The following is a 23,138-nucleotide window of genomic DNA, read 5'->3' as shown; positions in this document are numbered from 1 at the left end:
TTTTCAAGTTTTGGGAATTGTCCTAAACTTCGTTGACCAAGCGCACGCTCCACCTATGAATAAAGCTGTGCAACAAAATGCACGCACTGAAATTTCTTGCGTTCCTGATGCTGTGGAGGAAAACTATTTCAGGAGCGACGAGCAATCGACCTAGGGAGGAATTCCATGAACTATAAGAAACTCAAGACAGTTCTTGCGTCAACTGCACTCGTCGGCAGCATCTCGGCCGCAGCTCCGGCGGCGGCTGAGGGGATCATGTGCGAACCCGGTGAGACGTATATCATGAACGTCATGGTCTCGGGCCACCCCTACTGGGTGCCTGTCTACCAGGGCTTCAAACAGGCGGCCGAGGCATTCGGCTGCGAAACGGTATTCTCGGGCACACCCGATTACGATATCACCAAACAAATCGCATCGTTCGAACAGGATCTGGTCAAGACCCCCGCCGGTATCCTGCTGCACCCCATGCAGTCGGACCCGTTCATCGAGCCGATCAACCGGGCCATCGGCAACGGCACCGAGATTGTAACCTTTGCCGCCGACAGCCCGAACTCGGACCGGACCGCGTATATTACATCGGACAACCTGGCCGAGGCGAAATTTGCCGCCGAAGAGATCGTCAAGCAAGTGGGTGACAGCGCGGAATATGCGGTGCTGGAGAACCCGGGCCAATCGAACCACGACCTACGCGTGACGGCCCTGGTCGCATATATGGAAGAGAATTATCCGAACATGAACCTGGTCGGTCGTCAGGCCACCAATCAGGACAGCAACGCCGCCTATCGCGCTACTGCGTCGATCATTCAGGCCAACCCGAATGTGGCCGCGATCTGGATCCCTGAGGCAGGTTCAGCCGAAGGCGCGGTTGCGGCCAAGCTGGAAGCGAACTCGGACCTGCTGATCATGCATGCGGATGTGACGCCTACAACGCTGGAACATATCAAGGCGGGCAACATTCACATGTCGTTGAACCCCAACCAGGGTGTGCAGGGCTTCATGGGCTTCATGGCGGTGCACTTGGCCAATCGGGCGGATGTCTTTGACCCGTTCAACGACTGGCAAACCAGTGGTTTCAACCCCGTTCAGATCCCGTTCATGGACAACGGCTTTGCCGTCATCACCAAGGACAATGCCGACAGCTTTGACCTGAACGTCTATATGGAAGGCCGCGATCCGGCCTGATCCCCGAAAAGGGTGCTGCCTTGCAATCGAAGGCAGCGCCCACCCCAAACGAAACTGGGCGCGATGGTGTAATGCAAGACGATGTGATCCTGAAAATCTCGAACCTCAGCAAGTCCTTTGGCCCAGTCAAAGCCTTGCGCGGCGTCGACTTTGAACTGCGCAAAGGTGAGATACACGCCATCGCAGGCGAGAACGGGGCCGGTAAATCGACTTTGATGAACGTGATCGATGGCATCCTGCAACCCGATGACGGGCAGATCATGCTGGATGGCAAGCCGGTCAAGATCACCTCGCCGACAATGGCACAGCGTCTGGGCATCGGGTTTGTCCATCAGGAAATCGCCTTGTGCCCGGATGTGTCGGTTGCCGAAAACATCTTTATGGCCAAGACAAATGTCAGCAGGTCCTGGCTGATGGATTACAAAAAGCTGGAGCATGAGGCCCGCGACGTCTTTCGCCAACTCAGCAATATTGATCCGGCCGTTTTGGTCAAGAACCTGTCGATCTCGAACCAGCAACTGGTCGAGATTGCAAAGGCGCTGACCCTTGATTGCCGTATCCTGATCCTCGACGAACCCACCGCCGCACTGACCGAGGCCGAGGCACAGACCCTGTTCGGGATCATGCGTGACTTGGCGGATCGAGGTATTTCCATCATCTATATCTCGCACCGCATGGTCGAGATATTCGACAATTGCGACCGGGTGTCCGTGTTCCGGGATGGCCAACATATCGTGACGCAGAATGTGGCAGAGATTCAGCCCTCGGACGTGGTCAATGCCATGGTCGGACGGGTGATCGACAATTTGTATCCCGAGAAACAGACCAAAGACGAGAAATCGGACGATATCCTGTTGGATGTGCGCAACCTGACCGAGGCGACACGGTTCCGCAATGTATCCTTCAGCCTGAAAAAGGGTGAGATTCTGGGCATCGCCGGGCTGATCGGTGCAGGCCGCAGCGAGATCGCCAAGGGTATCTGCCGTCTGGAAGGCGACATCTCGGGAGAGGTCTGGCTGAATGGCGAAAAACTAAACCTGCGCACCTATCAGGACAGTATCGCAAAGGGCATGGTCTACCTGTCCGAGGACCGCAAAGGCGACGGCGTGTTTCTGGACCTGCCGATCTCGGCCAATATTTCCGCCCTGAAGCCCGACCAGGTAGCCAATGGGCTGGGGTTGATTCAATCGGCCTCGGAGGAGGCGCAGGCCGAAGCGCTGGGTCGAAAGCTAAACTTGAAATACGGATCCCTCTCCGATCCGGTTTCGTCGCTCTCAGGTGGCAATCAGCAGAAGGTGGCGCTTGCCAAGATGTTGTCGGTGAACCCGCGGCTGATCTTTCTGGATGAACCGACCCGCGGGGTCGACGTGGGCGCAAAAGCTGAAATCCACCGCATTCTGCGGGATCTGGCGCGGGATGGCGTCGGAATCGTCGTGATCTCCTCGGAGCTGCCGGAACTGATCGGTGTGTGTGACCGGGTGCTGGTGGTGCGCGAAGGGCATATCAGCGGTCAGGTAACGGATGAGGATATGACAGAAGAAAACATCATGCGTCTGGCCTCGGTCATGGATGCGCAGGCCACGGTTGCATGAGCGGAGAAAACAAGATGGACAACACAGTGAATATGGCCCAGGCAAACCCGAGCGACAGCACCTCGCCGCTGAAACGGCTGTTTCGGATGCGCGAAACCGGGCTGATCGTGATCATTCTGGGGCTGTTCCTGATCATGTCCTTTGCCTCGCCCTACTTTCTGACTTGGGCGAATATGCGGGCCATGTCGATGGCCTTTGCGATCGATGGCATTCTGGTGATTGGGATGACGATCCTGTTGATTTCGGGCGGGATAGACCTGTCGGTCGGTTCGGTCACGGCCTTGGCAATGGTGATCGCGGGCTGGCTGTTTCTCAGCGGAGTAGACCCCTGGGTTGCCTCAGCAATTTCCATCGCTCTGTGCACGGGGATCGGAGCTTTCATGGGGTTTTTTGTGACCCGCGTGGGTCTGCATCATTTCATCGTGTCGCTGGCCATCATGGTCATCGCGCGCGGCGCCTGCCTGTTGTTTACCGGAGGGCGACCCCTGGGTCTCTATACCCTACCGCCGGAGTTCAAGTTCATCGGGCAAGGCAGCATCGGGCCAGTTCCGATTGTAATCATCATCTTTCTGGTCTTTGTGATAGCCTTTGATTTCATGCTGCGTCGGACGACCATGTTCCGCAAGGTGTTCTACACCGGCAGCAACGAAAAGGCCGCCGCGTATTCCGGCATTCGGACCAAAAAGGTCATCTTCCTGACCACCACCCTGTGTTCGACCCTGTGCGGGATCGCCGGGATCATCTACATGGCGCGGTTCGGCTCGGCCCAGCCCACCTTTGGTCTGGGGCTAGAGCTGACGATCATCGCCGCCGCCGTGATTGGCGGGGCCAGCCTGAATGGCGGCTCGGGCTCGATCCTGGGTGCGATTCTGGGGGTGATCCTGCTATCGCTGGTGTCCAGCTCGCTCGCGCTGCTGGATGTGTCGGTCTACTGGCAGGATATCATCCGCGGTTCGATCCTGCTGAGCGCGGTGACCATCGATCATTACCTCAACAAACGGCGGGGGTAGACCATGACGGATAAACAAAAGGACTTTGAACTGATCCGACAGATCCACACGGTGCTGATCCTGCATTTCATCGAAGGTCAGAAACAGTCGGACATCGCCAAGGCGCTGAACCTGTCGACGTCCAAGGTGAACCGGCTGATCACGCAGGGCCGCCGCATGGGTATGGTGAAGATCGACATCGAAACCCCGTTCCAGACGTTGATGGATCTGGAGCGCGAGCTGGCACAGACCACCGGTCTGAACGATGCAGTGGTGACGCCCTCGGTGTCGGGCAGTGTCGAGACGACGCTGCAACAGGTGGGACGCGCCGCTGCGGGTCGTCTGGTCGAGACCCTGCGCGACGGTGACGTGATTGCGATTACCGGCGGCAAGGCCGTCAGCGCCGTGGTGGAAAGCCTGGCCCCCGAACAATCCTTTGACGTGACCGTTGTGCCGCTGACCGGCGGGGTTCAGGGCAAGTATTACACGGACGTCAACCATCTGGCGACGCAGATGGCGGAACGTTTGGGCGGTCAGACGATGCTGATGCATGCGCCGCTGTTTGCCGAAAGCCAGCAACAGCGGGACATGCTGATGGACGTCGCTTCGATCCGCGACGTACTGAATCTGGCACGGCGTGCGAATGTGGCGCTGGTCGGGATCGGTTCGATCGAGCCGGAATGTTCAAGCTATTACGACCTGCATCCCGTACCGGATGCGGATCGCAAGATGCTGATTGGGATGGGTGTCGTGGGCGAGTTTCTGGCACATCTGATCCACAGCAACGGCGCTGTATCGAACTACGCTCTGAACTCGCGTCTGGTCGCATTGCCGCCAGGCGATCTGGCCGAATGCACAAGGGTGATCGGTGTGACCGCAGGCCCGCTTAAGGTGCAGCCGATCACTGCGGCGCTGAACGGTAAATTTTTGGATTCACTGATTGTCGATGAAGAGACCGCCAAGGCGGTTCTGGAAGAAATGGAAGGAACGCAGAATGTCGCATGACATGCTGACACGTGAAATCGGCACGTCCGGGATCGAGGCCTCGGCCATCGGGCTGGGCACCTGGGCCATAGGCGGCTGGATGTGGGGTGGCACAGATGAGGCCAAATCCATCGCCGCAATACAGGCCTCGGTCGATGCTGGCGTGACCCTGATTGATACCGCCCCGGCCTATGGGCAAGGCGTGGCCGAGGGCATCGTGGGCAAGGCGCTGAAAGGCCGTCGTGATCAGGTGGTGCTGGCCACCAAATGCGGGCTGGTCTGGCACACGCAGAAAGGCAACCACTTCTTCGACTATGACGGCCGACCGGTGCATCGCTATCTGGGCAAGGATGCGATCATTCATGAGGTCGAACAAAGCCTGACCCGTCTGGGGACCGACTATATCGACCACTACATCACCCATTGGCAGGACACGACGACACCAGTGGCCGAGACGATGGAAGCGCTGGAGACGCTCAAGCAGCAGGGCAAAATTCGCTCCATCGGGGCCAGCAACACTTCGGCGGACGACGTTCGGGCCTATGTTGCCGCCGGTCAGCTGGACGCCATTCAGGAAGAATATTCTATGGTCAAACGTGACATCGAAAGCAGCCTGCTACCCGTCTGCAGCGAGAACGGGGTTTCGGTGCTGAGCTATTCCTCGCTGGCGCTTGGCCTGTTGACGGGCAAGGTCGGCCCCGACCGGGTTTTTACCGGCGATGATCAGCGCAAGGACAACCCGCGCTTTTCGCAGAGCAACCGGGAAAAGGTGGCCGAGTTGATGAAAACCATAACGCCGATTGCCGAGGCGCACGGCGCGACGCCAGCGCAGACGGTCATCGCCTGGACTGTTCAGCAGCCGGGCATCACCTTTTCACTGTGTGGGGCGCGGGATGCGGTGCAAGCGGCTGAAAACGCACGGGCGGGCCAATTGCGCCTGTCGGCTGAAGATATTGCGACAATCGATCAACAAGCAAAACACCACCTGAGCGATCTGGACGCCTGATCCCGGATCAAAACCAAAACACAAAGACCATTGAAACACTGTTTCAATGAACAGGAGAGTTATGTCCGATCAACGGGAACAGAACCTGGCCAGCCTGCGCAGCGATGCGGCCTTTGACGCGGTCGTCATCGGCGGCGGCGTGAACGGCATCGGCGTCTATCGCGATCTGTCCCTGCAGGGTTTGCGCGTTCTGTTGGTAGAACGGAACGACTTTTGTTCAGGCTGCAGCGCCGCGCCGTCCCGGATGATCCATGGCGGGCTGCGCTATCTGGAAAACGGTGAATTCGATCTCGTGCGCGAGTCCTTACGCGAACGCGATGCTCTGCTGGAAAACGCACCGCATCTGGTGCGCCCGCTGCCCACAATGATCCCGATCACCTCTCGGTTCTCCGGAATGCTGAACGCGGCGGCCAGCTTTGTGGGCTGGAAGGGAAAACCTGCCAGCCGGGGCGCGGTTCCGATCAAGCTAGGGCTGTCGCTATACGACTGGGTAACGCATAGCCGCCGGGTTTTGCCGCGCCACGGGTTCAACTCGGCCGCGCAGACGCGGCAGACCTGGCCCGATCTGACGCCCAAGGCCACACGGTCGGCTGTTTATCACGACGCATGGATCAGCCACCCGGAACGCCTGTGCATCGAAATGCTACGCGACACCGCACGGGCCAATCGCGCCTCAGTCGCGCTGAATTATGCTGAGCTGGACCAGCGGGACGGTACCTATCACCTGCGGGATGTGCGCACGGGAGCGACGCTCCCGGTTCGGCCAAAGGTCATTGTCAATGCCACCGGCGCGTGGCTGGACGACACGATCCGCACGCTGGGCAATGGGCTGGACAAGCCGATGGTGTCTGGCACCAAGGGCTCTCACCTGATCATCGACAACCCTGACCTGCTGAAGGCACTTGGCGGACATATGGTATATTTTGAGAATACCGATGGCCGGGTGTGTATCGTGTTTCCCTATCTGGGCAAGGTTCTGGCCGGGTCGACGGATATCCGGGTTGAACGCGCCCGGCGGGTGCGCTGCGAAGATGAGGAAAGGGACTACATCCTTGGATCGCTGCGCCTTGTGTTCCCTGACCTGACGTTTTCATCCGACGACGTCGTGTTCAGCTATAGCGGTATCCGCCCCCTGCCTCACAGCGATCATGATTTCACCGGGCGGATTTCCCGCGGCCATTACACCAGGCGCCTGGATGGAGAGGTGCCGCAATTCTGCATGATCGGTGGCAAATGGACCACCTTCCGCGCCTTTGCTGAACAAACAGCCGATGAAGTGCTGGCCGAATTGGGCAAAACCCGACGCCAGTCCACACTTGGCAGTGCCATAGGTGGCGGGGCCAGTTTTCCTGCACAACCGGCAGTTCTGGAAGAGGAATTGGTGCGCCACTACCAACTCAGCACTGAACGCGCCGCGCATTTGGTGACTCACTACGGTACGCAAGCCCGACAGGTGGCCCAAGGCAGTCCGGCGATTGCGGACACGCCCCTGGCCCCCGGTTGCCCTTACACGCGCGCAGAAATCCGACTGCTGCTGCGTGAGGAATATACTCAAACGCTCTCTGACATCGTGCTGCGTCGGACATCGCTGGCCATTACCGGCGGGATATCGATGCAGGTCATCGACACTCTGGCCGATCTGCTGGCGCAGGAGCGAAACCTGTCCAAACAGGACCTAAAACATCAGCGCAATGTGCTGATCAATGAATTGTCGGAGTTTCACGGCGTATCCGCCGAGACGCTGACCGCCAGAAATATCAAACGGAGTGAAGAATGCGTATTAGCAGCAAAGCCCGCATGAACCGAATGTTCACCAATGGTGGATGTCTCGACGTTGCAGTTGATCACGGGGTCTGTAACGAGCCCAGCTTTATGGTCGGTCTGGAAGACATGCCTGCAGTCATGAACACATTGATCGAGGCAAAACCGGATGCGATCCAATGCGCCTATGGGCAAGCAGATCTGTTGCAGAACCGCCCGGAAAAAGACAAGCCAGCGCTGGTCATGCGTATCGACATGGGTAACCCGTACAATGATCAACGCCACAGGGTGATGTGGTCTATGCTGCAAAACGCTGATGAACCAATCATCGGTGCGCTGGAAATGGATGCGGCAGCCGTCGTGGTGAACTTGTTCATGCTGCCGGATGAACCCGAACTGTTTCGTCAATGCGTCGAGAACATTTCACGCGTTCGGGCTGCGTGCGACAAATACGGGATGCCGCTGATGATCGAACCTCTGGTCATGCTGCCAAATGACATTCGCGGCGGCTATCAGGTAGACGGAAACGCGGAAAAGATTGTGACTCTGGTGCGTCTTGCCTCGGAAATGGGGGCAGATATCATCAAGGCCGATCCAACCGAGAACGCGCAGGATTTTCACCGCGTGATCGAGGCGGCCCGGGTTCCGGTTCTGGTTCGCGGCGGTGGCAAAGAGGATCTGAAGACTGTTCTTGAAAAATCGGCGGCCTTGATGGCGCAAGGCGCGCAGGGCATGGTCTATGGACGCAACATTTATCAGCATGACAACCCAAAGGCGGTTGTGTCGGCCCTGATGGCAATGATCCACAACGGCGCAAACGGCGAGGAAGCCTGGGATATCTACAACCGTGGCTGAGAAGAGCACATTTTTTCTGGGGCTGGACGCCGGGAACACTGTAATCAAGGCCGTCCTGTTTGATCAGGACGGGCATCAGGTTGCGGTGCACGCGCTGGACGGGCAGTCCTCGACGCCCGAGCCGGGATTTGTCGAACGTGACCTGAATGAGCTTTGGGCCAACGCGCGTGACGCAATTGGCGGCTGTATCGCCAAGGCTGGCATTCAGGCGGATCAGATTGCCGGTGTTGGATGTGCGGGCCATGGCAACGGGCTCTATCTGCTGGATCGGGCAGGGAGCCCGCTGATCGGTATTCAATCGCTGGACACCCGTGCCGCGGATCTGGCGGCACAGCTTTCCGCGGCCAACGGGGATAGATTGCACGAGATTTGCCTGCAATACCCCTGGCCCTCGCAAACTCCGGTTTTGCTGGCCTGGATCAAGCGACACCGGCCCGAGATTTACGACCGCACACAGACCATAATGCTGTGCAAGGACTTCATTACGTTCAAACTGACCGGTGAGCGAGTCAGCGATATGTCGGACATGTCCGGCTGCGGACTGACCCGAATGCCGGACTGTGTCTATGACGACGAATTGCTGACGCTTTACGGGCTTTCGGATGCGCGGGATTTCTTGCCGCACCTGATTGACCCCGGGGATATTGCCGGGGTCGTGACCGCTGATGCAGCTGCCGCGACCGGCCTGGCGCCCGGAACCCCGGTGATCGGCGGGTTTTTCGACGTGATCTCAAGCGCCATGGGGTCAGGTGTGGTTGCCGCGGGCGAGGCTTCGATCATCGCCGGAACCTGGAGCATCAATCAGGTGTTCTCAGCAGCGCCGGTCAACGACCGGAACGTCTTTATGGCCTCGTGCTTTGGCCGGGATCGTTTCGTCAATATCGAATCCAGTGCGACATCGGCGGCCAATCTGGAATGGTACGTGCGCGAGCTGGTTGAACGCGGCGGGCATCACGATGACCCGTTCGGTTATTGCAATGTGCAGATCGGGCGGGTGACACCCCGGGCAGATGATCCGTTCTTTCACCCCTTCCTCTATGGCTCAGGTCAGGGCGCATCGTTCCGTGCCGGGTTTTACGGGCTGGCTGGCTGGCATGGCGAAGGTCATATGCTGCGCGCCCTGTTCGAAGGTGTGATGTTCGAACACCGCCGCCATATCGGGGTACTGGAACAAGCGGGTGCTTCGCTTGATCGGGCCATTCTTTCGGGTGGTGGTTCGCGCAGCCCACTTTGGCCGCAGATGTTTGCAGATTGTTTGGGCTTTCCGATCACCGTGGCTGAAGCCCGCGAGACGGGCGCTCTGGGCGCGGCTATTGGCGCGGCCCGTGCAGTGGGCGAGGTAGGAACCTATGAGGAAGGGATCGCCCGGATGACACGCGTTAAACAGGTTTTTGAACCCGATCCGGGCATGCACACCCACTATGGCGACCGATACGACACTTATCTGGATCTGATCGAAACGATGCAGGACTTCTGGTCGCGCGCGCACATGCGGCAAGACCGAGCCTGAAACTACGCTATGATCGGCACACAAATAACAGGCAATCGAGATTGACCATGACACAGGCAACACGCCTTGATGGCGACTATGACTATATCATCGTCGGGGCCGGAACCGCGGGATGCGTGCTGGCAAACCGGCTGACCGAAGACCCCGACACGCGTGTATTGCTGCTAGAGGCCGGAAAATCCGACAATTACCACTGGGTGCATATACCGGTGGGTTACCTCTATTGCATCGGCAATCCCCGCACCGACTGGATGATGAAAACCGCGCCCGAGCCCGGCCTGAACGGGCGGTCTCTAGTCTATCCGCGTGGTAAGGTGCTGGGGGGCTGCTCGTCGGTCAACGGCATGATCTATATGCGCGGGCAAGCGGCGGATTACGATCACTGGCGACAGATGGGCAACACAGGCTGGGGCTGGGATGACGTTCTGCCCTATTTCCTGAAATCCGAGGATCACCACGGCGGCGACACCGATGTGCATCGCAGCGGGGGTGAGTGGAAGGTTCAGAAACAAAAGCTCAGCTGGGACATCCTGAAGGCGGTTCAGGACGGAGCAAAAGAATTCGGTATTCAGCCGCGCGACGATTTCAACGATGGCGACAACGAAGGGTCGGGTTTTTTTGAAGTGAATCAGAAGAACGGCGTGCGTTGGAACACCGCCAAAGCCTTTCTGCGCCCGGCCTCAAAGCGCCCGAACCTGCGGGTGATAACCCAGGCCACCACCGACCGCCTGATCTTGGACGGTAAATCCGTGCGCGGCGTCCGGTTTCGCCACAAGGGGCAAGTGTTGGAGGCACTTGCGGGGCATGAGGTGCTGTTGACTGCGGGTGCGATAAACTCACCAAAGATATTGGAGCTTTCAGGGATCGGTCGCGGCGATGTGCTCAGTTCGCTGGGCATCGACCTTCTGCACGAAAGCAACGGCGTCGGAGAGAACCTGCAGGACCATCTGCAGATCCGAACCGTGTACAAAGTGAAGAACGCTAAAACGTTGAACACGATGGCGAATTCCATCTTGGGCAAGGCTCGGATTGCTTTGCAATACGGGCTGACCCAATCAGGCCCAATGTCGATGGCACCCAGCCAATTCGGGATGTTCACCAAATCCGATCCCGCGCTGGAAACGCCGGATCTGGAATATCACGTCCAGCCTTTGTCAACCGACAAGCTAGGCGATCCGCTGCATCCCTTTCCCGCCATCACCGTGTCGGTCTGTAACCTGCGTCCCGAAAGTATCGGCAGTAGCCATATCCAAAGCCGAGATTTGGATCAGCAGCCCGATATTCGGCTGAACTACCTTTCCGCTGCACGGGATCGATCGGTTGCCGTCAAGTCGGTCCAACAGACCCGCCGGATTATGACGGCCAAAGCGCTTGAACCTTACCAGCCGCAAGAGATTCTGCCCGGCCCGGCCATTCAGGATGAGCCGGATCTGATGAATGCCGTCGGAGATATCGCAACAACGATCTTTCACCCGGTTGGTACGTGCAGAATGGGACAGGACGACAAAGCGGTCGTGGATCCGCAATTGCGTGTCGTGGGTCTGACGGGACTGCGCGTCGTAGATGCATCGATCATGCCAAAGATCGTGTCGGGAAATACCGCCTCTCCGGTCATTATGGTCGCCGAGAAAGCGGCTGACCTAATCAGGAAATCCAGAGCATAACTGGGTTAGTTTTGGAAAGTGGATCCGCTGCGACCCTGTTTCAGGGAGCGTCTCCACAGAGTGTTTTCTGTGACGTGAGCGATGATAGATGCCCCACAAGTATCAATGATACCTGTCGGGACAAGTTTGAAAAAGCACGGTATCGGGTGGTGAATGCATTAGAGTTCAACGAAAGCCTTCGGCAACGTGGTGAATTGACGACTTGGGTTTCAGGTGATCTGGCCAAGATATGGTCGCCGCCGCGGTGCAGGACTCGCTGGGGACAGGCGATTTATTCGGACATAGCGATCGAGATTTGCCTCACTTTGTGGGTCGTGTTTCGGCTTGCCTTGAGACAATCACAGGGCTTTATGCGATCGATTTCCAAGCTGATGGCTGGATCTTGTGGCGCCGGATTACTCGACGCGATAGCGACGCGGTAAGGGGCTGATAGTGGCCCCAAACCGGCGCGCTTCAGAAAAGCCGATCACCCTGAGTGTGGATAGTACCGGTCTGAAAATTCATGGTGCCCGGAGCCGGCATGAAGAAAAGCACGGTGCTAAGAACACCTGCAAAACATGCCGCAGACTGCACATCTCCCTTGACCCAGAAACCGGCGATATCGCCGCGGAGGAGTTGACCACTGAACATGCAGGCGATGAAACTGCTGTCCCGGATTTGCTCGCCAGAATTGAAACCGGTGTGGGCTGTTGCTTCGCGGAAGAACGCGGTTCACGGGGCGAATGCACAGCGCAATCAACACATCACTGCCATCGCCGAACATGGTAGAATGAAGTGGCAAACCAAGGCAGGATACAATCAGAGGTCAAAGGTTGAAGCCCAGATCGGCAGTTGGACACAAGTACTCAGGAATCGCCTGCAAGCGTGCGATTTCGACAATCAAAGATCTGAAGCGAAAATTGCATCAACAACGCTCAACCGCATGACAGCTCTCGGTCGTGCGGCGTATGAGCGGGTCTTTTGAAGTGATGGACAATGGGGTCAATCCGCCTCAATCTTGTTCCATGCAACACGGTCGCGGGGCTCTTTGGCAAACAATGCCCGTGAATTAATTTTCTGTATCTACGTCCGAAACCAGACGCATGCCGAGGTGTGCCGGGGGTGCGCCGACGGCGCAACCGCCTCGTGCTGGATCGCGCACGAGGAAAGGCACCGCGGCGACATGCTCACCACCGACAAAAAAGGCGGGGCATCGATCAGGGTCGATGTCTTCGCTGGCCCCAGCATAACAGTCCTGAGTCCATTCCCAGACGCTGCCGTCCAGATCAGCGATCCCGTGCAGTGATATCGAAAAGCTGCCTTGCGGTTTCAGAGCACGTGGAGCGAGCCCTTCGGTCAGATAACTTGAGGCCCATGTTAGTGATGGGTCGGTAAAGATCGGGTCGGGATCTTCAGGCAGAACTGACAATGCCATGTGGTTCCATTCCGCTCTTGTGGGAAGGCGAAAATCGTGACTAGTGGCGGCATTGATCCAACGCAAGTACTCGCTTACGTCTACATAATTGAGCCCGGTAGCGGGCGTTGTAGCCGGATCGAGACCCGACCGGGTGTGTAATTTCAGCGTACAACCACCGCTTTCGTGGCACAGATTCCATTCAGTGACCGTCACTTCGTGGCGTTGAACGTAGAGCGTTTCACCGCCGGGGAAAATGACCGGATTATCGGCCATTTCGGGCATCAGTTGTGTTTGAAAGAATGGCCCATTCAAAAACAACACACTTGCACAGATGACCACTGCCACACTCAGACCTGCCCAACCTAGATTGGTTGGATTGGTGATCCTTTGCATGGCAGTGGTTTTCATGATCTGAAGCCCAGCGGCGTTAGGTTGCAAATGGCCGGGGGGCTACAACCTGTTCCATCAGGTTATTGTCCCAGTCCCCTTCGACAATGAAATGCGCGGTGGCCCCCAGTAGCGCGGCTTCGATCAGGTTGTGGTTCACATAGGCATAAACGCCTGGCTGTTCGAACGTGTACATTGCGGCAACTGCACATCCTCCGCGGACGAACCATGTTTCGACACCGGTCTGAGGCGCATCGGTAAATGAGGTCTCCCAGACATAGTTACCGTGGCCGCCGATCAGGTGCGGACGGGTGTCGCGGTTGGCCTGATTGTGAATCATCAGAACCGTCTCGCCGACGTTGAACTTCAGCGCGTTCTCACCGGTCAGGGCACCCACCGCGCCGTTAAACACCGAATGTGTCGGGGTCAGCGTGCGCATCGCATCCAGGCTGTCGGCATAGTCGTCACCGGCGGCCTCATAGGTCTTGTACTCGCCGTTTTCGTCCTGGGGCAGATAGTAATCCTGCTCGCCGATATAGGCGATCTTGTCATATGTCAGCGGATTGCCATCCGCGTCCTTCAGGCCATCGCGCGGCAGCACCATCACCGCACCGTTCATGCCATGGGTGACGTGATACGGGATCATCGCCCCGCCCGGCGCGCAGTGATAGGTAAAGCAGCCCGGCTTGGTCGCCTTCCAGCGCAGCACGGTTTCCTCGCCAGGATAGACATGGGTCAGGCCACCGCCACCCAACGCACCGGTCGAAGCGTGGAAGTCGATATTGTGCTCCATCACGCTGTCTTCGGGGTTGCGCAGGGTCAGTTCGATCATGTCGCCTTCGTGGCAGATGATCAGCGGGCCTGGGACTGAACCATTGTAGGTCAGAGCCCAGACAGACGCGCCGGTATCCTCGTCAACGACCATAAGACGCTCAGTTGTCTCCATGGTGATTTCGATGATCTTTGGTCCGCCTGTGGCCACCTGCTCGTGCTCTGGTGCAAAGGGTGGTGCAACGAGTTCCTGTTTAACACGGGTATAGCCAGACAAATCCGCCGGTTTGGCTGTGCTGTCAGCCTTTTGTTCACCCGCAACTTTGTAGAGTTTAGCCGAGGCTGCATCTGCCTTGAGCGGCATTGGTGTACGACGAGCTGCCATGGCACCTGCGCCGGTCATAGCTGCGGCGCCTGCCAGAACCGATCCCCGCAACACATTGCGGCGGCTGGTTTTCATAAGGCCGGGGTTGATGAATTTGGTCATAGTATCCTCCTTGAGGTCGGATGAGTGCAGCGAGTAAGCATTTCGCCGCCGTATCGGGGATCAGAAGTTTTCAAGTTGGGCTGTGAAACGCGCCTTGGCTTTTTTGGGGACGCGGCCTTCAAGGAAACCCTCGGGAATTTCGACGTCACCCACCGCTACGGTCATCACCATGCCCATTGCATAGTGGGGTTTGCAGATCACGCCATAGACGCCTTCGGTATCCAGCGTGACTTCGATTTCCTCATTGATTTTGCCCTTAAACGGCTCGGCGCCATCAGGGAGCATGCCTTTGGCTGTTTCCGCGTTGTGGCCCTTGTCCGATGCGATGAACTTGATCGTGTCACCCGGGGCAGCCTGTACAAACGCGGGCTCGAACACCATGCGTTCACCATCACTGCCTTTGTTGAGCATTTGCACCTCGAAGGTTTCCGCGAAGGCGGCACCGGCCAGCAGGGTGGCCAGTGCAACGCTGGTTGTAAGCGTGCGGATCATCGAATTGTCCTTTCCTGAATGATCTCTTGGGCCTGACTCTATTGATTTCCGCGATCTGAAATTTGCGCTGGCGCAAGGTTTGGTGCGTTTTCGGGAAACACTGACCGTTACGATCTGGTTTTGCGGCTGTGATTGTGCCAAATCAGGTAAGCCATGATGGAAGCAGCCAAGAAAATATTGCCGCGGCTTGATGAAAGCCTGCTGACGCATTTGCCACCATTTTCAAAACTGGATCGTCGGCAAATCCGCACGATTCTGGATCAGGCCAGTTCGCGCCGCTATGAAGCGGGCGCGCATATCTTTGAAGAAGAAGACCCGGCCGATCGTTTCTTCATGTTGCTGGATGGCTATGTCCGAGTGGTGCGGGTTACGCAGACCGGTGAACAGGTCACCGCGTTGCATATCCCTGCAGGCCAACTTCTGGGAATTGCAAAGGCGATCGGGCGCGAGACTTATCCGGCCACGGCAGTCACGGCGACGGAGTCCATCGCGCTGAGCTGGCCCACCAGACTGTGGGATACTTTCGTCACCGAATATGACGGCTTCGCCACTGAAACCTACAAGACGGTTGGCCACCGTGTAGGAGAAATGAACACCCGTATTGTGGAGCTTGCGACGCAACAGGTGGAACAGCGCGTGGCTAACGCGCTGTTACGTCTGATCAATCAGACTGGTCGCAAGGTGGAGGATGGGATTGAGATTGATTTCCCCATCACCCGACAGGATCTTTCAGAGCTTACTGCGACCACCCTGCATACGGTCAGCCGATTGCTGAGCGCATGGGAAAAGCAAGGTATCGTTGAAAGCAAACGCAAGCGCATCAAAGTATGTGATCCACACGCGCTGGTCGAGCTCAGCCAAGGTTAGTCCGGTCAGGCACAGCTAGAAATTGCGCTCTTCAGCTCTTCCAAAAAGGCCGTTTCATCCAGATCGTATTCCAGACAGGCATCTGAGATGGTGTGAAACGGGTTCACCAGGCATCCGACACATAACATTCCATGCTTTAGGAAAACACGCATTGTCTGCGGCCATTGCGCCATAAGATCCGCAAGCGTCAGGTCTGGATCGTCAATGTTCGGGCAAGGCATTGGGGTTCCTCTCACCCTCGACTTTAGGCTTGGAACCGTTCCAAACGTTGCGCTGGCGCAAACAGTGCCTTCTTCGCTCGGGCTAGCAATAGGCATCCCGATCTGAAGGAGGCCGACGCATGGCTGAAATCTTAACCAAATCGCGGGCGCGAAACATCTTCTACGGGGGCTCGATCTTTTTCGTCGTGATCTTCGTGGCGATGACCGTCCACAGCCACCGTTACGTGGTTAATACGTCAACCGCAGGCATGGAACTCAGCGAAGAGGTCGTTCTGGGCAAACATGTCTGGGAACGCCATTCTTGCATCAACTGCCACAGCCTGCATGGCGAGGGTGCATATTTCGCCCCCGAGCTGGGCAACGTGATGACCCGCTGGGACGTCATGGACTCGCCCGAGGACGCCTATGAAATCCTCGATGGCTGGATGAAGGCGCAGCCCTCGGGCGTCGAGGGACGACGCCAGATGCCCTATTTCGATCTGACCGAAGAAGAGATGCGCGGCCTCGCCGAGTTCCTGCGCTGGGCGGATCAGACCGACACGCAGGGCTGGCCGCCCAATGACGCTGGCTAAGCGGCACGAAGGAGAAATCACATGAAATACCAATCTCAAAAAGTGGCGTATTACTATTTTCTGGCCGCAATAGCCCTGTTCGGCATTCAGGTGCTGGGCGGGCTTCTGGCGGGTTGGATCTATGTCTCGCCCAACTTCCTGTCCGAACTTCTGCCATTCAACATCATCCGCATGATCCACACCAACGCGCTGATCGTCTGGCTGCTGCTGGGCTTCTTCGGGGCGGCGTATTTCCTCATCCCCGAGGAATCCGAGCGCGAGATTTACTCGGTCAAACTGGCCTATCTGCAACTCATCATCCTGCTGGTGGGGACGCTTGGCGCGGTCGGCTCATATCTGGTGGGCATCCATGGCGGGCGTGAGTTTCTTGAACAGCCCCTGTGGGTCAAGTTCGGCATCCTTGTTGCGGCGCTGATCTTTCTGTTCAACGTCTCGATGACCGTCCTGGCGGGCAAGAAGACGGCAATCACCAATGTGTTGCTGATGGGCCTGTGGCTGCTGTCGCTGCTCTGGGTGTTTGCGTTCATCAACCCGGACAACCTGAGTCTCGACAAAATGTACTGGTGGTTCGTCGTGCACCTGTGGGTCGAAGCGACCTGGGAACTGGTTATGGCCGCTATCCTCGCCTTCCTGCTGCTCAAGCTGACAGGTGTGGACCGTGAAGTGGTGGAGAAATGGCTCTATGTCATCGTCGCCACCGCTCTGTTTTCCGGCATCCTCGGCACCGGACACCATTTCTACTGGATCGGTCTGCCGGGCTACTGGCAGTGGATCGGTTCGATCTTCTCGACCTTCGAGGTGATCCCCTTCTTCCTGATGATGAGCTTTGCCTTCGTCATGGTCTGGAAGGGCCGCAAGAACCACCCGAACAAAGCCGCACTATTGTGGTCGCTGGGGTCGTCCACCGTGGCCTTCTTTGGCGCCGGTGTCTGGGGCTTCCTGCACACCCTGCATGGGGTAAACTTCTACAGCCACGGCACGCAGATCACCGCAGCCCACGGCCACCTTGCCTTTTACGGGGCCTATGTGGCGCTGAACCTGGCGGTCTTCACCTACGCGATGCCGATGCTGCGGGGCAGGGCGCCCTATAATCAGGTGCTGAACATGGCCTCGTTCTGGCTGATGACCGGCGGCATGGCGTTCATGACCTTCGTGCTGACCTTCGCAGGCACCATCCAGACCCATATGCAGCGGGTGGTCGGTGACTATTACATGGACGTGCAGGACGCCCTGTCGATCTTCTATCTGATGCGGTTCGGCGCCGGTGCTGCCGTGGTGATCGGTGCGTTGCTGTTCATCTACTCGATGCTGGTCGTGCGCAAGCAAGAGATCATCACGCCCGGCGCCGCAGACTCGGTTCCCGGAGAGTAAGCCATGAACATGCAAACACCTCCGACCCTGCCGTTCTATCAGCCCGTCGCGCGTGAATGCGAGCTGTTCGAGACGGCCTATGACAATGGTTTGCCCCTTCTTCTGAAGGGGCCGACCGGCTGCGGCAAGACGCGCTTTGTCGAACATATGGCGGCCAAGATGGGCAAACCGCTTTATACCGTTGCCTGCCATGACGACCTGTCGGCGGCCGACCTGATCGGGCGCTACCTGCTCAAAGGCGGGGAAACCGTCTGGGTCGATGGCCCGCTCACCCGTGCGGTGCGCGAGGGCGGCATCTGCTACCTCGATGAGGTGGTCGAGGCCCGCAAGGACGTGACCGTGGTGCTGCACCCGCTCACCGATACGCGCCGGACACTGATGATCGACCGCACAGGGGAAGAACTGGTGGCACCACCGGGCTTCATGCTCGTGGCCTCCTACAACCCCGGTTACCAGAACGTGCTGAAGCGGCTGAAACCCTCGACCCGGCAGCGGTTCCTGTCCATCTCGTTCGACTTCCCCAACGAAGAGATCGAGATTGCCGTAGTGGCCCGCGAAAGCCGCCTTGAACCCGGACGCGTCGCGCCTCTGGTACGTCTGGGCGGTCATATCCGGGCGCTGTCGGGCATGGACCTCGAAGAGGGTGTCTCGACCCGTCTGCTGATCTATGCCGCCACGCTGATGGCCGGGGGCATGGGGGTCAATCAGGCGATCGAGGCCGCCATTGTCGAACCCCTGACCGATGAGGCCGACATGCAGCAGGCACTGCGCGATCTGGTTGCCACCATTTACGGATAAGCGTCATGCGACTTCTCGATCTCATGGAACCCGAAGAAACCGTTGGCAATCTCTGGCACGAGGTGGCCAGCGGGATCGCGGCGCATGTCAGCTACCCCGAGGCCGGTGTTTCCCTTGCCTCGGTCCGACCCAGCCTTGCGGTCCTGTTCCGTGCGCTGGGCGGAGCGCCCGGCGTGGAACTGGCCGAGGCCCCCGCGACGCTGGTGCGCCACCGCCGTCCGGTGCGCCGCAATCTGGGGGCTGAGCGGGACCGGGAATGGGTGGCGGGGTATGACGGCGAACGCCTGTCGCTCCCCCCGGTCATCGCTGCCTTCCCCGAGCCACACCTGAACCGCGCCGCCTATTTCTGGCTGACCGCGCTGGCGGCGGTCAGCGAAGTGACCGATTTCGATCTTGAAGGGGATGGCGCTGTCTTGGACGGGGCACAAATTCGCGCCAATGCCGCAGCCGCCGACCGGGCCTATGCAAGCTGCCCTGGCCTGCGCGGTGACTACGCCCGGATGGCAGAACACTGCGCCGCCACACGGCTCGACGTGATGCGCCCCACGCCTGAGGCACAGATCGAAACCGCGATCCGCGACCAGCTTTGCGGCGCAACACCGGCAATCGGCGCCGAAACCACTTCGCGCGGCTATAAACCCTTTGCGCCGGTACCGATCTGGCTGCGTTTTTCCCGCCCCGGATCGGGTGCGGCGGCAACCGAAGAACAGGCCGACCCTGCGGCCCCTCCGCCCAATGCCGCACTTACGAGCCGGAAACTGGGCCACCGCAAGGATCAGGATCAGCAGAACCGAAAAGACAGCTTCATCATCCACCGCTTTGAATCGATCCTGTCCTGGGTCGAGTCGATGAATATCAACCGCAGCGTCGATGACGACGATGACGAGAACGCCCAGAAAGCGGCCGAGGATCAGGACCAGATCATTCTGTCGAAACAGCATCGCAAGGCGGCAACGCGCCTGCGCCTGCATCTCGACCTTTCCCCCGCCGATGCCGATCACGAAGCCTTGGCCGGTGAGCATACCTATCCCGAATGGAACCACCGCGCGCGCTCCTACATGGAGGGGCACTGCCGCGTGCTGGATGCCCCGGCTCAGCCCGACGCCGCGCATCCCTTCCACCCGAACGAGCGCCGCGTCCGCGAAGTGCGCCGCCAGTTCGAAGCCCTGCGCCCGCGCCGCATCAAACAGCCGAGGCAGGTCGACGGATCGGAGCTTGACCTCGATGCCCTGCTGACCACACGGGCGGATCTGGCCGCAACCGGGCGCGGTTCCGACCGCATCTGGCAGGCCGTGCGCCAGACCGAGCGTGATCTGTCGGTCGCCTTCCTGATCGACAATTCCCGCTCGACCGAAGCCGCTATCGGCGACACCTCGGTTATCGAAGTGGCGCGCGAGGCGATCGGCGCGCTGGCCGCAGGCATCGACGCGGCGGGTGACCGGCTGGGCATCTGGGGCTTTTCCTCACTGCGCCGCGACCGGGTGTTCCTGACCCGCTGCAAGACCTTCGACACCCCCATGAGCCCCGACATCACCGCCAATATTGGCGCGCTGAAGCCGGGCCACTACACACGGCTGGGCGCCGCCATCCGGCATGTCAGCGCGCAACTGGCCGAGGAACCCTCGGCCCACAAGCTGCTCATCGTGCTGACCGACGGCAAGCCCAACGACCTTGATCATTACGAGGGCCAGCACGGGATCGAAGACAGTCACATGGCCGTCCGCGAAGCCCGACGCGCAGGGCAGAGCCTGCATGGCGTCGTCATCGACGAAGACGGGCAGGACTGGTTCGCGCGCATCTTCGGGCGCGGCGGTTTCACCCTGCTGCCCAACCCCGAACGGCTAACCCGGGCATTGCCCGATATTTATCGCACTCTGACAAAGGAAACTTGACATGCGTGTCCTTCCCTTTTTCCTGACCCTTCTCGCATCCCCGGTTTGGGCCGAAAGTTTTGACCGCCCGATCCCGCAGGCCCAATCCGCTACCGCCGAGTTCTGGTTCGCAGTTGGCAGCGTCACGTTGATCGCCGCGCTGGGGGTTGTGCATTGGCTGGTGTCGCGCCGATGACCCAGGAGAGTTGGACAGTTACCCGTATTACCCTGGTTCTGTACCCGTTAGGGGCAGGCGCCATGGCAGTTAACGTTTTCTTCTTGTCTCTGATATTCAGCTGGATAGGCGGACCGGTTCTGTCGACCGGATGGTCCATCGCGTTGGGCTGTGTAATTGGTGGACCTGCGACATGGTATTTTGCCAGTCACATACGGCACCTGATGGATATCGCCGATGGCAGAACAGAGGGCTAGGGATTAGCTGTGGCAAACTCATCAATGCAACAGATGCGCGCCTGGCGTGGACTGGCGCTGTTCAGTTACGGATTTCGCCCGTTCTTCCTGTTCGCTTCGGTCTGGGCTGTGCTGTCCATGCTGCTTTGGATCCTGATATTGTCTGGTGTGCTGACATTGCCTACGCGGTTTGATCCGGTATCGTGGCACGCCCACGCTTTTTTGTTTGGCTACCTTGGTGCTGTGCTCGCAGGATTTCTGCTGACCGCAGTGCCAAACTGGACCGGTCGATTGCCTCTGGTGGGCTGGCCTCTGATCGCGCTTTTTGCGATCTGGTGTGCAGGACGCGTCGCGGTTCTGACCTCTGCATTCCTTCCGCTTGGATGGGCCGCCGCCATTGATCTGATATTTCCGATAATCCTTGGCGGGCTGATATTGCGTGAGATCGTGGCAGGCGGGAACTGGCGCAATCTGTTGGTTCTGGGGTTGCTGGCCCTGTTCACGATTGCAAACGCGCTGTTCCACATCGAGAACGCACGCGGCGGCTATGCAGCCCAAGGCATTGGGTTACGTATGGGGCTCGCCACTGCATTGATGATGGTTGCAGTAATTGGCGGTCGGATCATCCCTTCGTTCACGCGCAACTGGTTGGTCCAGCGGCAGCACAATAAACTCCCGGTGCCTCCGATGCAGTCATTTGACAAAGTCGTGCTTGTGGCGACGATGGTAATCCTAATGCTGTGGACGGTTCAGCCGGTCCTGAAAGTCTCCGCTGTGCTGCTTCTTTTGCTGAGTGTCCTCCATCTGGTACGCCTATTGCGTTGGCAAGGTCATCAGACTGCACCAGAACCGCTGCTTTGGATGCTGCATGTATGTTACGCTTTCATTCCATTGGGTGCCTTTGCGCTGGGAGCGGCCATATTATCGGGCAGCTCCGGGCTTGCTGCAGCACAACATCTTTGGATGGTTGGCGCTATCGGCGGGATGACACTTGCCGTCATGACCAGAGCCACTTTGGGCCACACCGGCCGTCCACTGCGCGCAGACCGTATGACGGTTACAATCTATTTTGCGCTTTTGGTGGCAGTTGCCGCGCGGCTATTCGCTGATAAAGTACCGAGCCTAACCGATCTTTCGGGCATCTTCTGGCTTCTGTCTTTCGGCGGGTTTGTTTTGTGCTACGCTCCTCTTTTGGTCCGCTCCACAAAAACAGGCTAACGCTTGGAAACTGCCGTGCGACCGAAACTATAGCGCTCCAAACCATCCGGAACTATCAAGTCAAAATCCGCACCCCGGCCCTGGTTCTCGTAAATGGAAGAAAGGCGAGGACGTGAAACGATTAGTTGCTACCAAATATTTCCGCAAACATGTTTGGGAAGCGGTCTTTGATCGTTGAAAATGGAAAAATTTTCCCCGTTTTGTAAGACCGCATCAATAGCGGTCGTCTAATCCACCATAGCGAAGGACCTCTTTGTCTGCTCACCTGCTATTTGCCACCTCGTTCTGAACGTCTGGAATGTGCGGTTCGCGACTTGCTGCACGAGCGAGACTTTAGGTGTTGTCCAAGGTCAAGTAAGGGCTCAAAGGACATATTCAAGCTCACCACAGAGAACATCGGCAGTGAGCCCAATGCAGACTTTGGTTTCAGTGGTGTGAACGTAGGGTATATTTTGACCATACTAACGGAGACGTAACAAGGAGCTTCACCCAAGAAGACGCAGCCGACGTCATTAATGAGAATAAACGGGACATCAACCGACTCAGAATGACAACAACCAATATCATGACAGTGCATCAACTTAAGTTCTATCTCGACTGGCTTGATCTGAATAAGGTGGAAGTCGACAGAACTACAGTTTCACTTCCATCGTTAATGGAAATTGAGGCAATGACCGCCGCCTTTGTGATTTCGTATGGACGGCTGTTTTCATCCACTACCGGAGTGACAAAG

23 protein-coding genes and 1 pseudogene are annotated in these 23,138 nt (G+C 58.1%); 20 read left to right on the top strand and 4 right to left on the bottom strand.

The window, feature by feature from the left end:
* Positions 1–165: 165 nt before the first annotated feature.
* The 12 genes and pseudogenes from AC2FJF_RS12240 to AC2FJF_RS12185 all read left to right on the top strand — a co-directional run bounded on the left by AC2FJF_RS12240 (position 166) and on the right by AC2FJF_RS12185 (position 12,507).
* Positions 166–1,182, top strand: coding sequence for a substrate-binding domain-containing protein (locus AC2FJF_RS12240; RefSeq protein WP_496725649.1), 1,017 nt, complete (start codon positions 166–168; stop codon positions 1,180–1,182).
* Between the two features lie 20 nt (positions 1,183–1,202).
* A complete protein-coding gene (locus AC2FJF_RS12235; protein ID WP_496725648.1) occupies positions 1,203–2,774 on the top strand; it encodes a sugar ABC transporter ATP-binding protein in 1,572 nt (523 codons plus the stop codon).
* A gap of 14 nt (positions 2,775–2,788) precedes the next feature.
* A complete protein-coding gene (locus AC2FJF_RS12230) occupies positions 2,789–3,784 on the top strand; it encodes an ABC transporter permease (RefSeq protein ID WP_496725647.1) in 996 nt (331 codons plus the stop codon).
* Positions 3,785–3,787: 3 nt separating this feature from the next.
* Positions 3,788–4,768, top strand: a complete 981-nt coding sequence (locus AC2FJF_RS12225) for a sugar-binding transcriptional regulator (RefSeq protein WP_496725646.1) — start codon at positions 3,788–3,790, stop codon at positions 4,766–4,768.
* Positions 4,758–5,753, top strand: coding sequence for an aldo/keto reductase (locus AC2FJF_RS12220; RefSeq protein ID WP_496725645.1), 996 nt, complete (start codon positions 4,758–4,760; stop codon positions 5,751–5,753). Before AC2FJF_RS12225 ends, AC2FJF_RS12220 begins: the two co-directional genes overlap by 11 nt.
* A gap of 46 nt (positions 5,754–5,799) precedes the next feature.
* The gene (locus AC2FJF_RS12215) at positions 5,800–7,554 is read left to right on the top strand and encodes a glycerol-3-phosphate dehydrogenase/oxidase (protein WP_496725644.1); all 1,755 of its coding nucleotides are present in this window, start codon (positions 5,800–5,802) and stop codon (positions 7,552–7,554) included.
* Positions 7,527–8,369 carry a class I fructose-bisphosphate aldolase gene (locus AC2FJF_RS12210; protein ID WP_496725643.1) on the top strand — a complete coding sequence of 281 codons (843 nt, stop codon included), beginning with the start codon at positions 7,527–7,529 and terminating at the stop codon, positions 8,367–8,369. Before AC2FJF_RS12215 ends, AC2FJF_RS12210 begins: the two co-directional genes overlap by 28 nt.
* Positions 8,362–9,879 (top strand): FGGY-family carbohydrate kinase, encoded by a 1,518-nt coding sequence (locus tag AC2FJF_RS12205; protein WP_496725642.1) that lies wholly within the window; start codon positions 8,362–8,364, stop codon positions 9,877–9,879. The genes AC2FJF_RS12210 and AC2FJF_RS12205 overlap by 8 nt, the downstream gene beginning before the upstream one ends.
* A gap of 47 nt (positions 9,880–9,926) precedes the next feature.
* Entirely contained in the window at positions 9,927–11,543 is a 1,617-nt protein-coding gene (locus tag AC2FJF_RS12200; protein WP_496725641.1) for a GMC family oxidoreductase, read from the top strand.
* Between the two features lie 74 nt (positions 11,544–11,617).
* The gene (locus AC2FJF_RS12195) at positions 11,618–11,965 is read left to right on the top strand and encodes a transposase (protein WP_496725640.1); all 348 of its coding nucleotides are present in this window, start codon (positions 11,618–11,620) and stop codon (positions 11,963–11,965) included.
* A 10-nt stretch (positions 11,966–11,975) separates the two neighbouring features.
* A pseudogene (locus AC2FJF_RS12190) lies at positions 11,976–12,158 on the top strand (IS5 family transposase); the annotation flags it as partial.
* 13 nt (positions 12,159–12,171) lie between these two features.
* Complete coding sequence (locus tag AC2FJF_RS12185) at positions 12,172–12,507, top strand: hypothetical protein (protein ID WP_496725769.1); 336 nt, start codon at positions 12,172–12,174, stop codon at positions 12,505–12,507.
* An 84-nt stretch (positions 12,508–12,591) separates the two neighbouring features.
* On the opposite strand, the gene AC2FJF_RS12180 is transcribed toward AC2FJF_RS12185, so the two are convergent.
* From AC2FJF_RS12180 to AC2FJF_RS12170, 3 genes are read right to left on the bottom strand one after another with little or no spacing between them, the layout of a single operon-like run.
* On the bottom strand, positions 12,592–13,347 hold the full coding sequence (locus AC2FJF_RS12180; RefSeq protein WP_496725639.1) for a formylglycine-generating enzyme family protein: 756 nt from the start codon (positions 13,345–13,347) through the stop codon (positions 12,592–12,594).
* Between the two features lie 19 nt (positions 13,348–13,366).
* The gene (gene nirK / locus AC2FJF_RS12175) at positions 13,367–14,584 is read right to left on the bottom strand and encodes a copper-containing nitrite reductase (RefSeq protein ID WP_496725638.1); all 1,218 of its coding nucleotides are present in this window, start codon (positions 14,582–14,584) and stop codon (positions 13,367–13,369) included.
* Positions 14,585–14,644: 60 nt separating this feature from the next.
* Positions 14,645–15,076 (bottom strand): pseudoazurin, encoded by a 432-nt coding sequence (locus AC2FJF_RS12170; protein WP_496725637.1) that lies wholly within the window; start codon positions 15,074–15,076, stop codon positions 14,645–14,647.
* A gap of 156 nt (positions 15,077–15,232) precedes the next feature.
* Here AC2FJF_RS12170 and AC2FJF_RS12165 point away from each other — a divergent pair, with 156 nt between their 5' ends.
* The gene (locus tag AC2FJF_RS12165) at positions 15,233–15,943 is read left to right on the top strand and encodes a Crp/Fnr family transcriptional regulator (RefSeq protein WP_170335652.1); all 711 of its coding nucleotides are present in this window, start codon (positions 15,233–15,235) and stop codon (positions 15,941–15,943) included.
* Positions 15,944–15,948: 5 nt separating this feature from the next.
* On the opposite strand, the gene AC2FJF_RS12160 is transcribed toward AC2FJF_RS12165, so the two are convergent.
* Positions 15,949–16,164, bottom strand: coding sequence for a DUF1858 domain-containing protein (locus AC2FJF_RS12160; RefSeq protein WP_496725636.1), 216 nt, complete (start codon positions 16,162–16,164; stop codon positions 15,949–15,951).
* 119 nt (positions 16,165–16,283) lie between these two features.
* Here AC2FJF_RS12160 and AC2FJF_RS12155 point away from each other — a divergent pair, with 119 nt between their 5' ends.
* The 7 genes from AC2FJF_RS12155 to AC2FJF_RS12125 all read left to right on the top strand — a co-directional run bounded on the left by AC2FJF_RS12155 (position 16,284) and on the right by AC2FJF_RS12125 (position 22,405).
* On the top strand, positions 16,284–16,736 hold the full coding sequence (locus AC2FJF_RS12155; protein ID WP_155147961.1) for a c-type cytochrome: 453 nt from the start codon (positions 16,284–16,286) through the stop codon (positions 16,734–16,736).
* A 21-nt stretch (positions 16,737–16,757) separates the two neighbouring features.
* Positions 16,758–18,107, top strand: a complete 1,350-nt coding sequence (locus AC2FJF_RS12150; RefSeq protein ID WP_496725635.1) for a cbb3-type cytochrome c oxidase subunit I — start codon at positions 16,758–16,760, stop codon at positions 18,105–18,107.
* A 3-nt stretch (positions 18,108–18,110) separates the two neighbouring features.
* A complete protein-coding gene (locus tag AC2FJF_RS12145) occupies positions 18,111–18,905 on the top strand; it encodes a CbbQ/NirQ/NorQ/GpvN family protein (RefSeq protein ID WP_496725634.1) in 795 nt (264 codons plus the stop codon).
* Between the two features lie 5 nt (positions 18,906–18,910).
* Entirely contained in the window at positions 18,911–20,797 is a 1,887-nt protein-coding gene (locus tag AC2FJF_RS12140; protein ID WP_496725633.1) for a nitric oxide reductase activation protein NorD, read from the top strand.
* A 1-nt stretch (position 20,798) separates the two neighbouring features.
* Positions 20,799–20,972 (top strand): protein NnrT, encoded by a 174-nt coding sequence (locus AC2FJF_RS12135; RefSeq protein WP_496725217.1) that lies wholly within the window; start codon positions 20,799–20,801, stop codon positions 20,970–20,972.
* Positions 20,973–21,034: 62 nt separating this feature from the next.
* Positions 21,035–21,208 carry an NnrT protein gene (locus AC2FJF_RS12130; protein WP_496725632.1) on the top strand — a complete coding sequence of 58 codons (174 nt, stop codon included), beginning with the start codon at positions 21,035–21,037 and terminating at the stop codon, positions 21,206–21,208.
* A 24-nt stretch (positions 21,209–21,232) separates the two neighbouring features.
* On the top strand, positions 21,233–22,405 hold the full coding sequence (locus AC2FJF_RS12125) for an NnrS family protein (protein WP_496725631.1): 1,173 nt from the start codon (positions 21,233–21,235) through the stop codon (positions 22,403–22,405).
* Positions 22,406–23,138: the final 733 nt, after the last annotated feature.

It is taken from the genome of Ruegeria sp. CDSB013, from assembly GCF_059611165.1.
This window is presented reverse-complemented; position numbering and strand designations above follow the sequence as displayed.

Bases quoted from the DNA above. Each gene is read 5' to 3' on its own strand.
- AC2FJF_RS12150 (WP_496725635.1), top strand. From the start codon at position 16,758: ATGAAATACCAATCTCAAAAAGTGGCGTATTACTATTTTCTGGCCGCA.
- AC2FJF_RS12170 (WP_496725637.1), bottom strand. From the start codon at position 15,076: ATGATCCGCACGCTTACAACCAGCGTTGCACTGGCCACCCTGCTGGCC.
- AC2FJF_RS12230 (WP_496725647.1), top strand. From the start codon at position 2,789: ATGGACAACACAGTGAATATGGCCCAGGCAAACCCGAGCGACAGCACC.
- AC2FJF_RS12130 (WP_496725632.1), top strand. From the start codon at position 21,035: ATGGCAGTTAACGTTTTCTTCTTGTCTCTGATATTCAGCTGGATAGGC.
- AC2FJF_RS12165 (WP_170335652.1), top strand. From the start codon at position 15,233: ATGGAAGCAGCCAAGAAAATATTGCCGCGGCTTGATGAAAGCCTGCTG.
- AC2FJF_RS12240 (WP_496725649.1), top strand. From the start codon at position 166: ATGAACTATAAGAAACTCAAGACAGTTCTTGCGTCAACTGCACTCGTC.
- AC2FJF_RS12210 (WP_496725643.1), top strand. From the start codon at position 7,527: ATGCGTATTAGCAGCAAAGCCCGCATGAACCGAATGTTCACCAATGGT.
- nirK (WP_496725638.1), bottom strand. From the start codon at position 14,584: ATGACCAAATTCATCAACCCCGGCCTTATGAAAACCAGCCGCCGCAAT.
- AC2FJF_RS12160 (WP_496725636.1), bottom strand. From the start codon at position 16,164: ATGCCTTGCCCGAACATTGACGATCCAGACCTGACGCTTGCGGATCTT.
- AC2FJF_RS12155 (WP_155147961.1), top strand. From the start codon at position 16,284: ATGGCTGAAATCTTAACCAAATCGCGGGCGCGAAACATCTTCTACGGG.
- AC2FJF_RS12135 (WP_496725217.1), top strand. From the start codon at position 20,799: ATGCGTGTCCTTCCCTTTTTCCTGACCCTTCTCGCATCCCCGGTTTGG.
- AC2FJF_RS12185 (WP_496725769.1), top strand. From the start codon at position 12,172: ATGCAGGCGATGAAACTGCTGTCCCGGATTTGCTCGCCAGAATTGAAA.
- AC2FJF_RS12180 (WP_496725639.1), bottom strand. From the start codon at position 13,347: ATGAAAACCACTGCCATGCAAAGGATCACCAATCCAACCAATCTAGGT.
- AC2FJF_RS12220 (WP_496725645.1), top strand. From the start codon at position 4,758: ATGTCGCATGACATGCTGACACGTGAAATCGGCACGTCCGGGATCGAG.
- AC2FJF_RS12140 (WP_496725633.1), top strand. From the start codon at position 18,911: ATGCGACTTCTCGATCTCATGGAACCCGAAGAAACCGTTGGCAATCTC.
- AC2FJF_RS12215 (WP_496725644.1), top strand. From the start codon at position 5,800: ATGAACAGGAGAGTTATGTCCGATCAACGGGAACAGAACCTGGCCAGC.
- AC2FJF_RS12225 (WP_496725646.1), top strand. From the start codon at position 3,788: ATGACGGATAAACAAAAGGACTTTGAACTGATCCGACAGATCCACACG.
- AC2FJF_RS12125 (WP_496725631.1), top strand. From the start codon at position 21,233: ATGCAACAGATGCGCGCCTGGCGTGGACTGGCGCTGTTCAGTTACGGA.
- AC2FJF_RS12145 (WP_496725634.1), top strand. From the start codon at position 18,111: ATGAACATGCAAACACCTCCGACCCTGCCGTTCTATCAGCCCGTCGCG.
- AC2FJF_RS12200 (WP_496725641.1), top strand. From the start codon at position 9,927: ATGACACAGGCAACACGCCTTGATGGCGACTATGACTATATCATCGTC.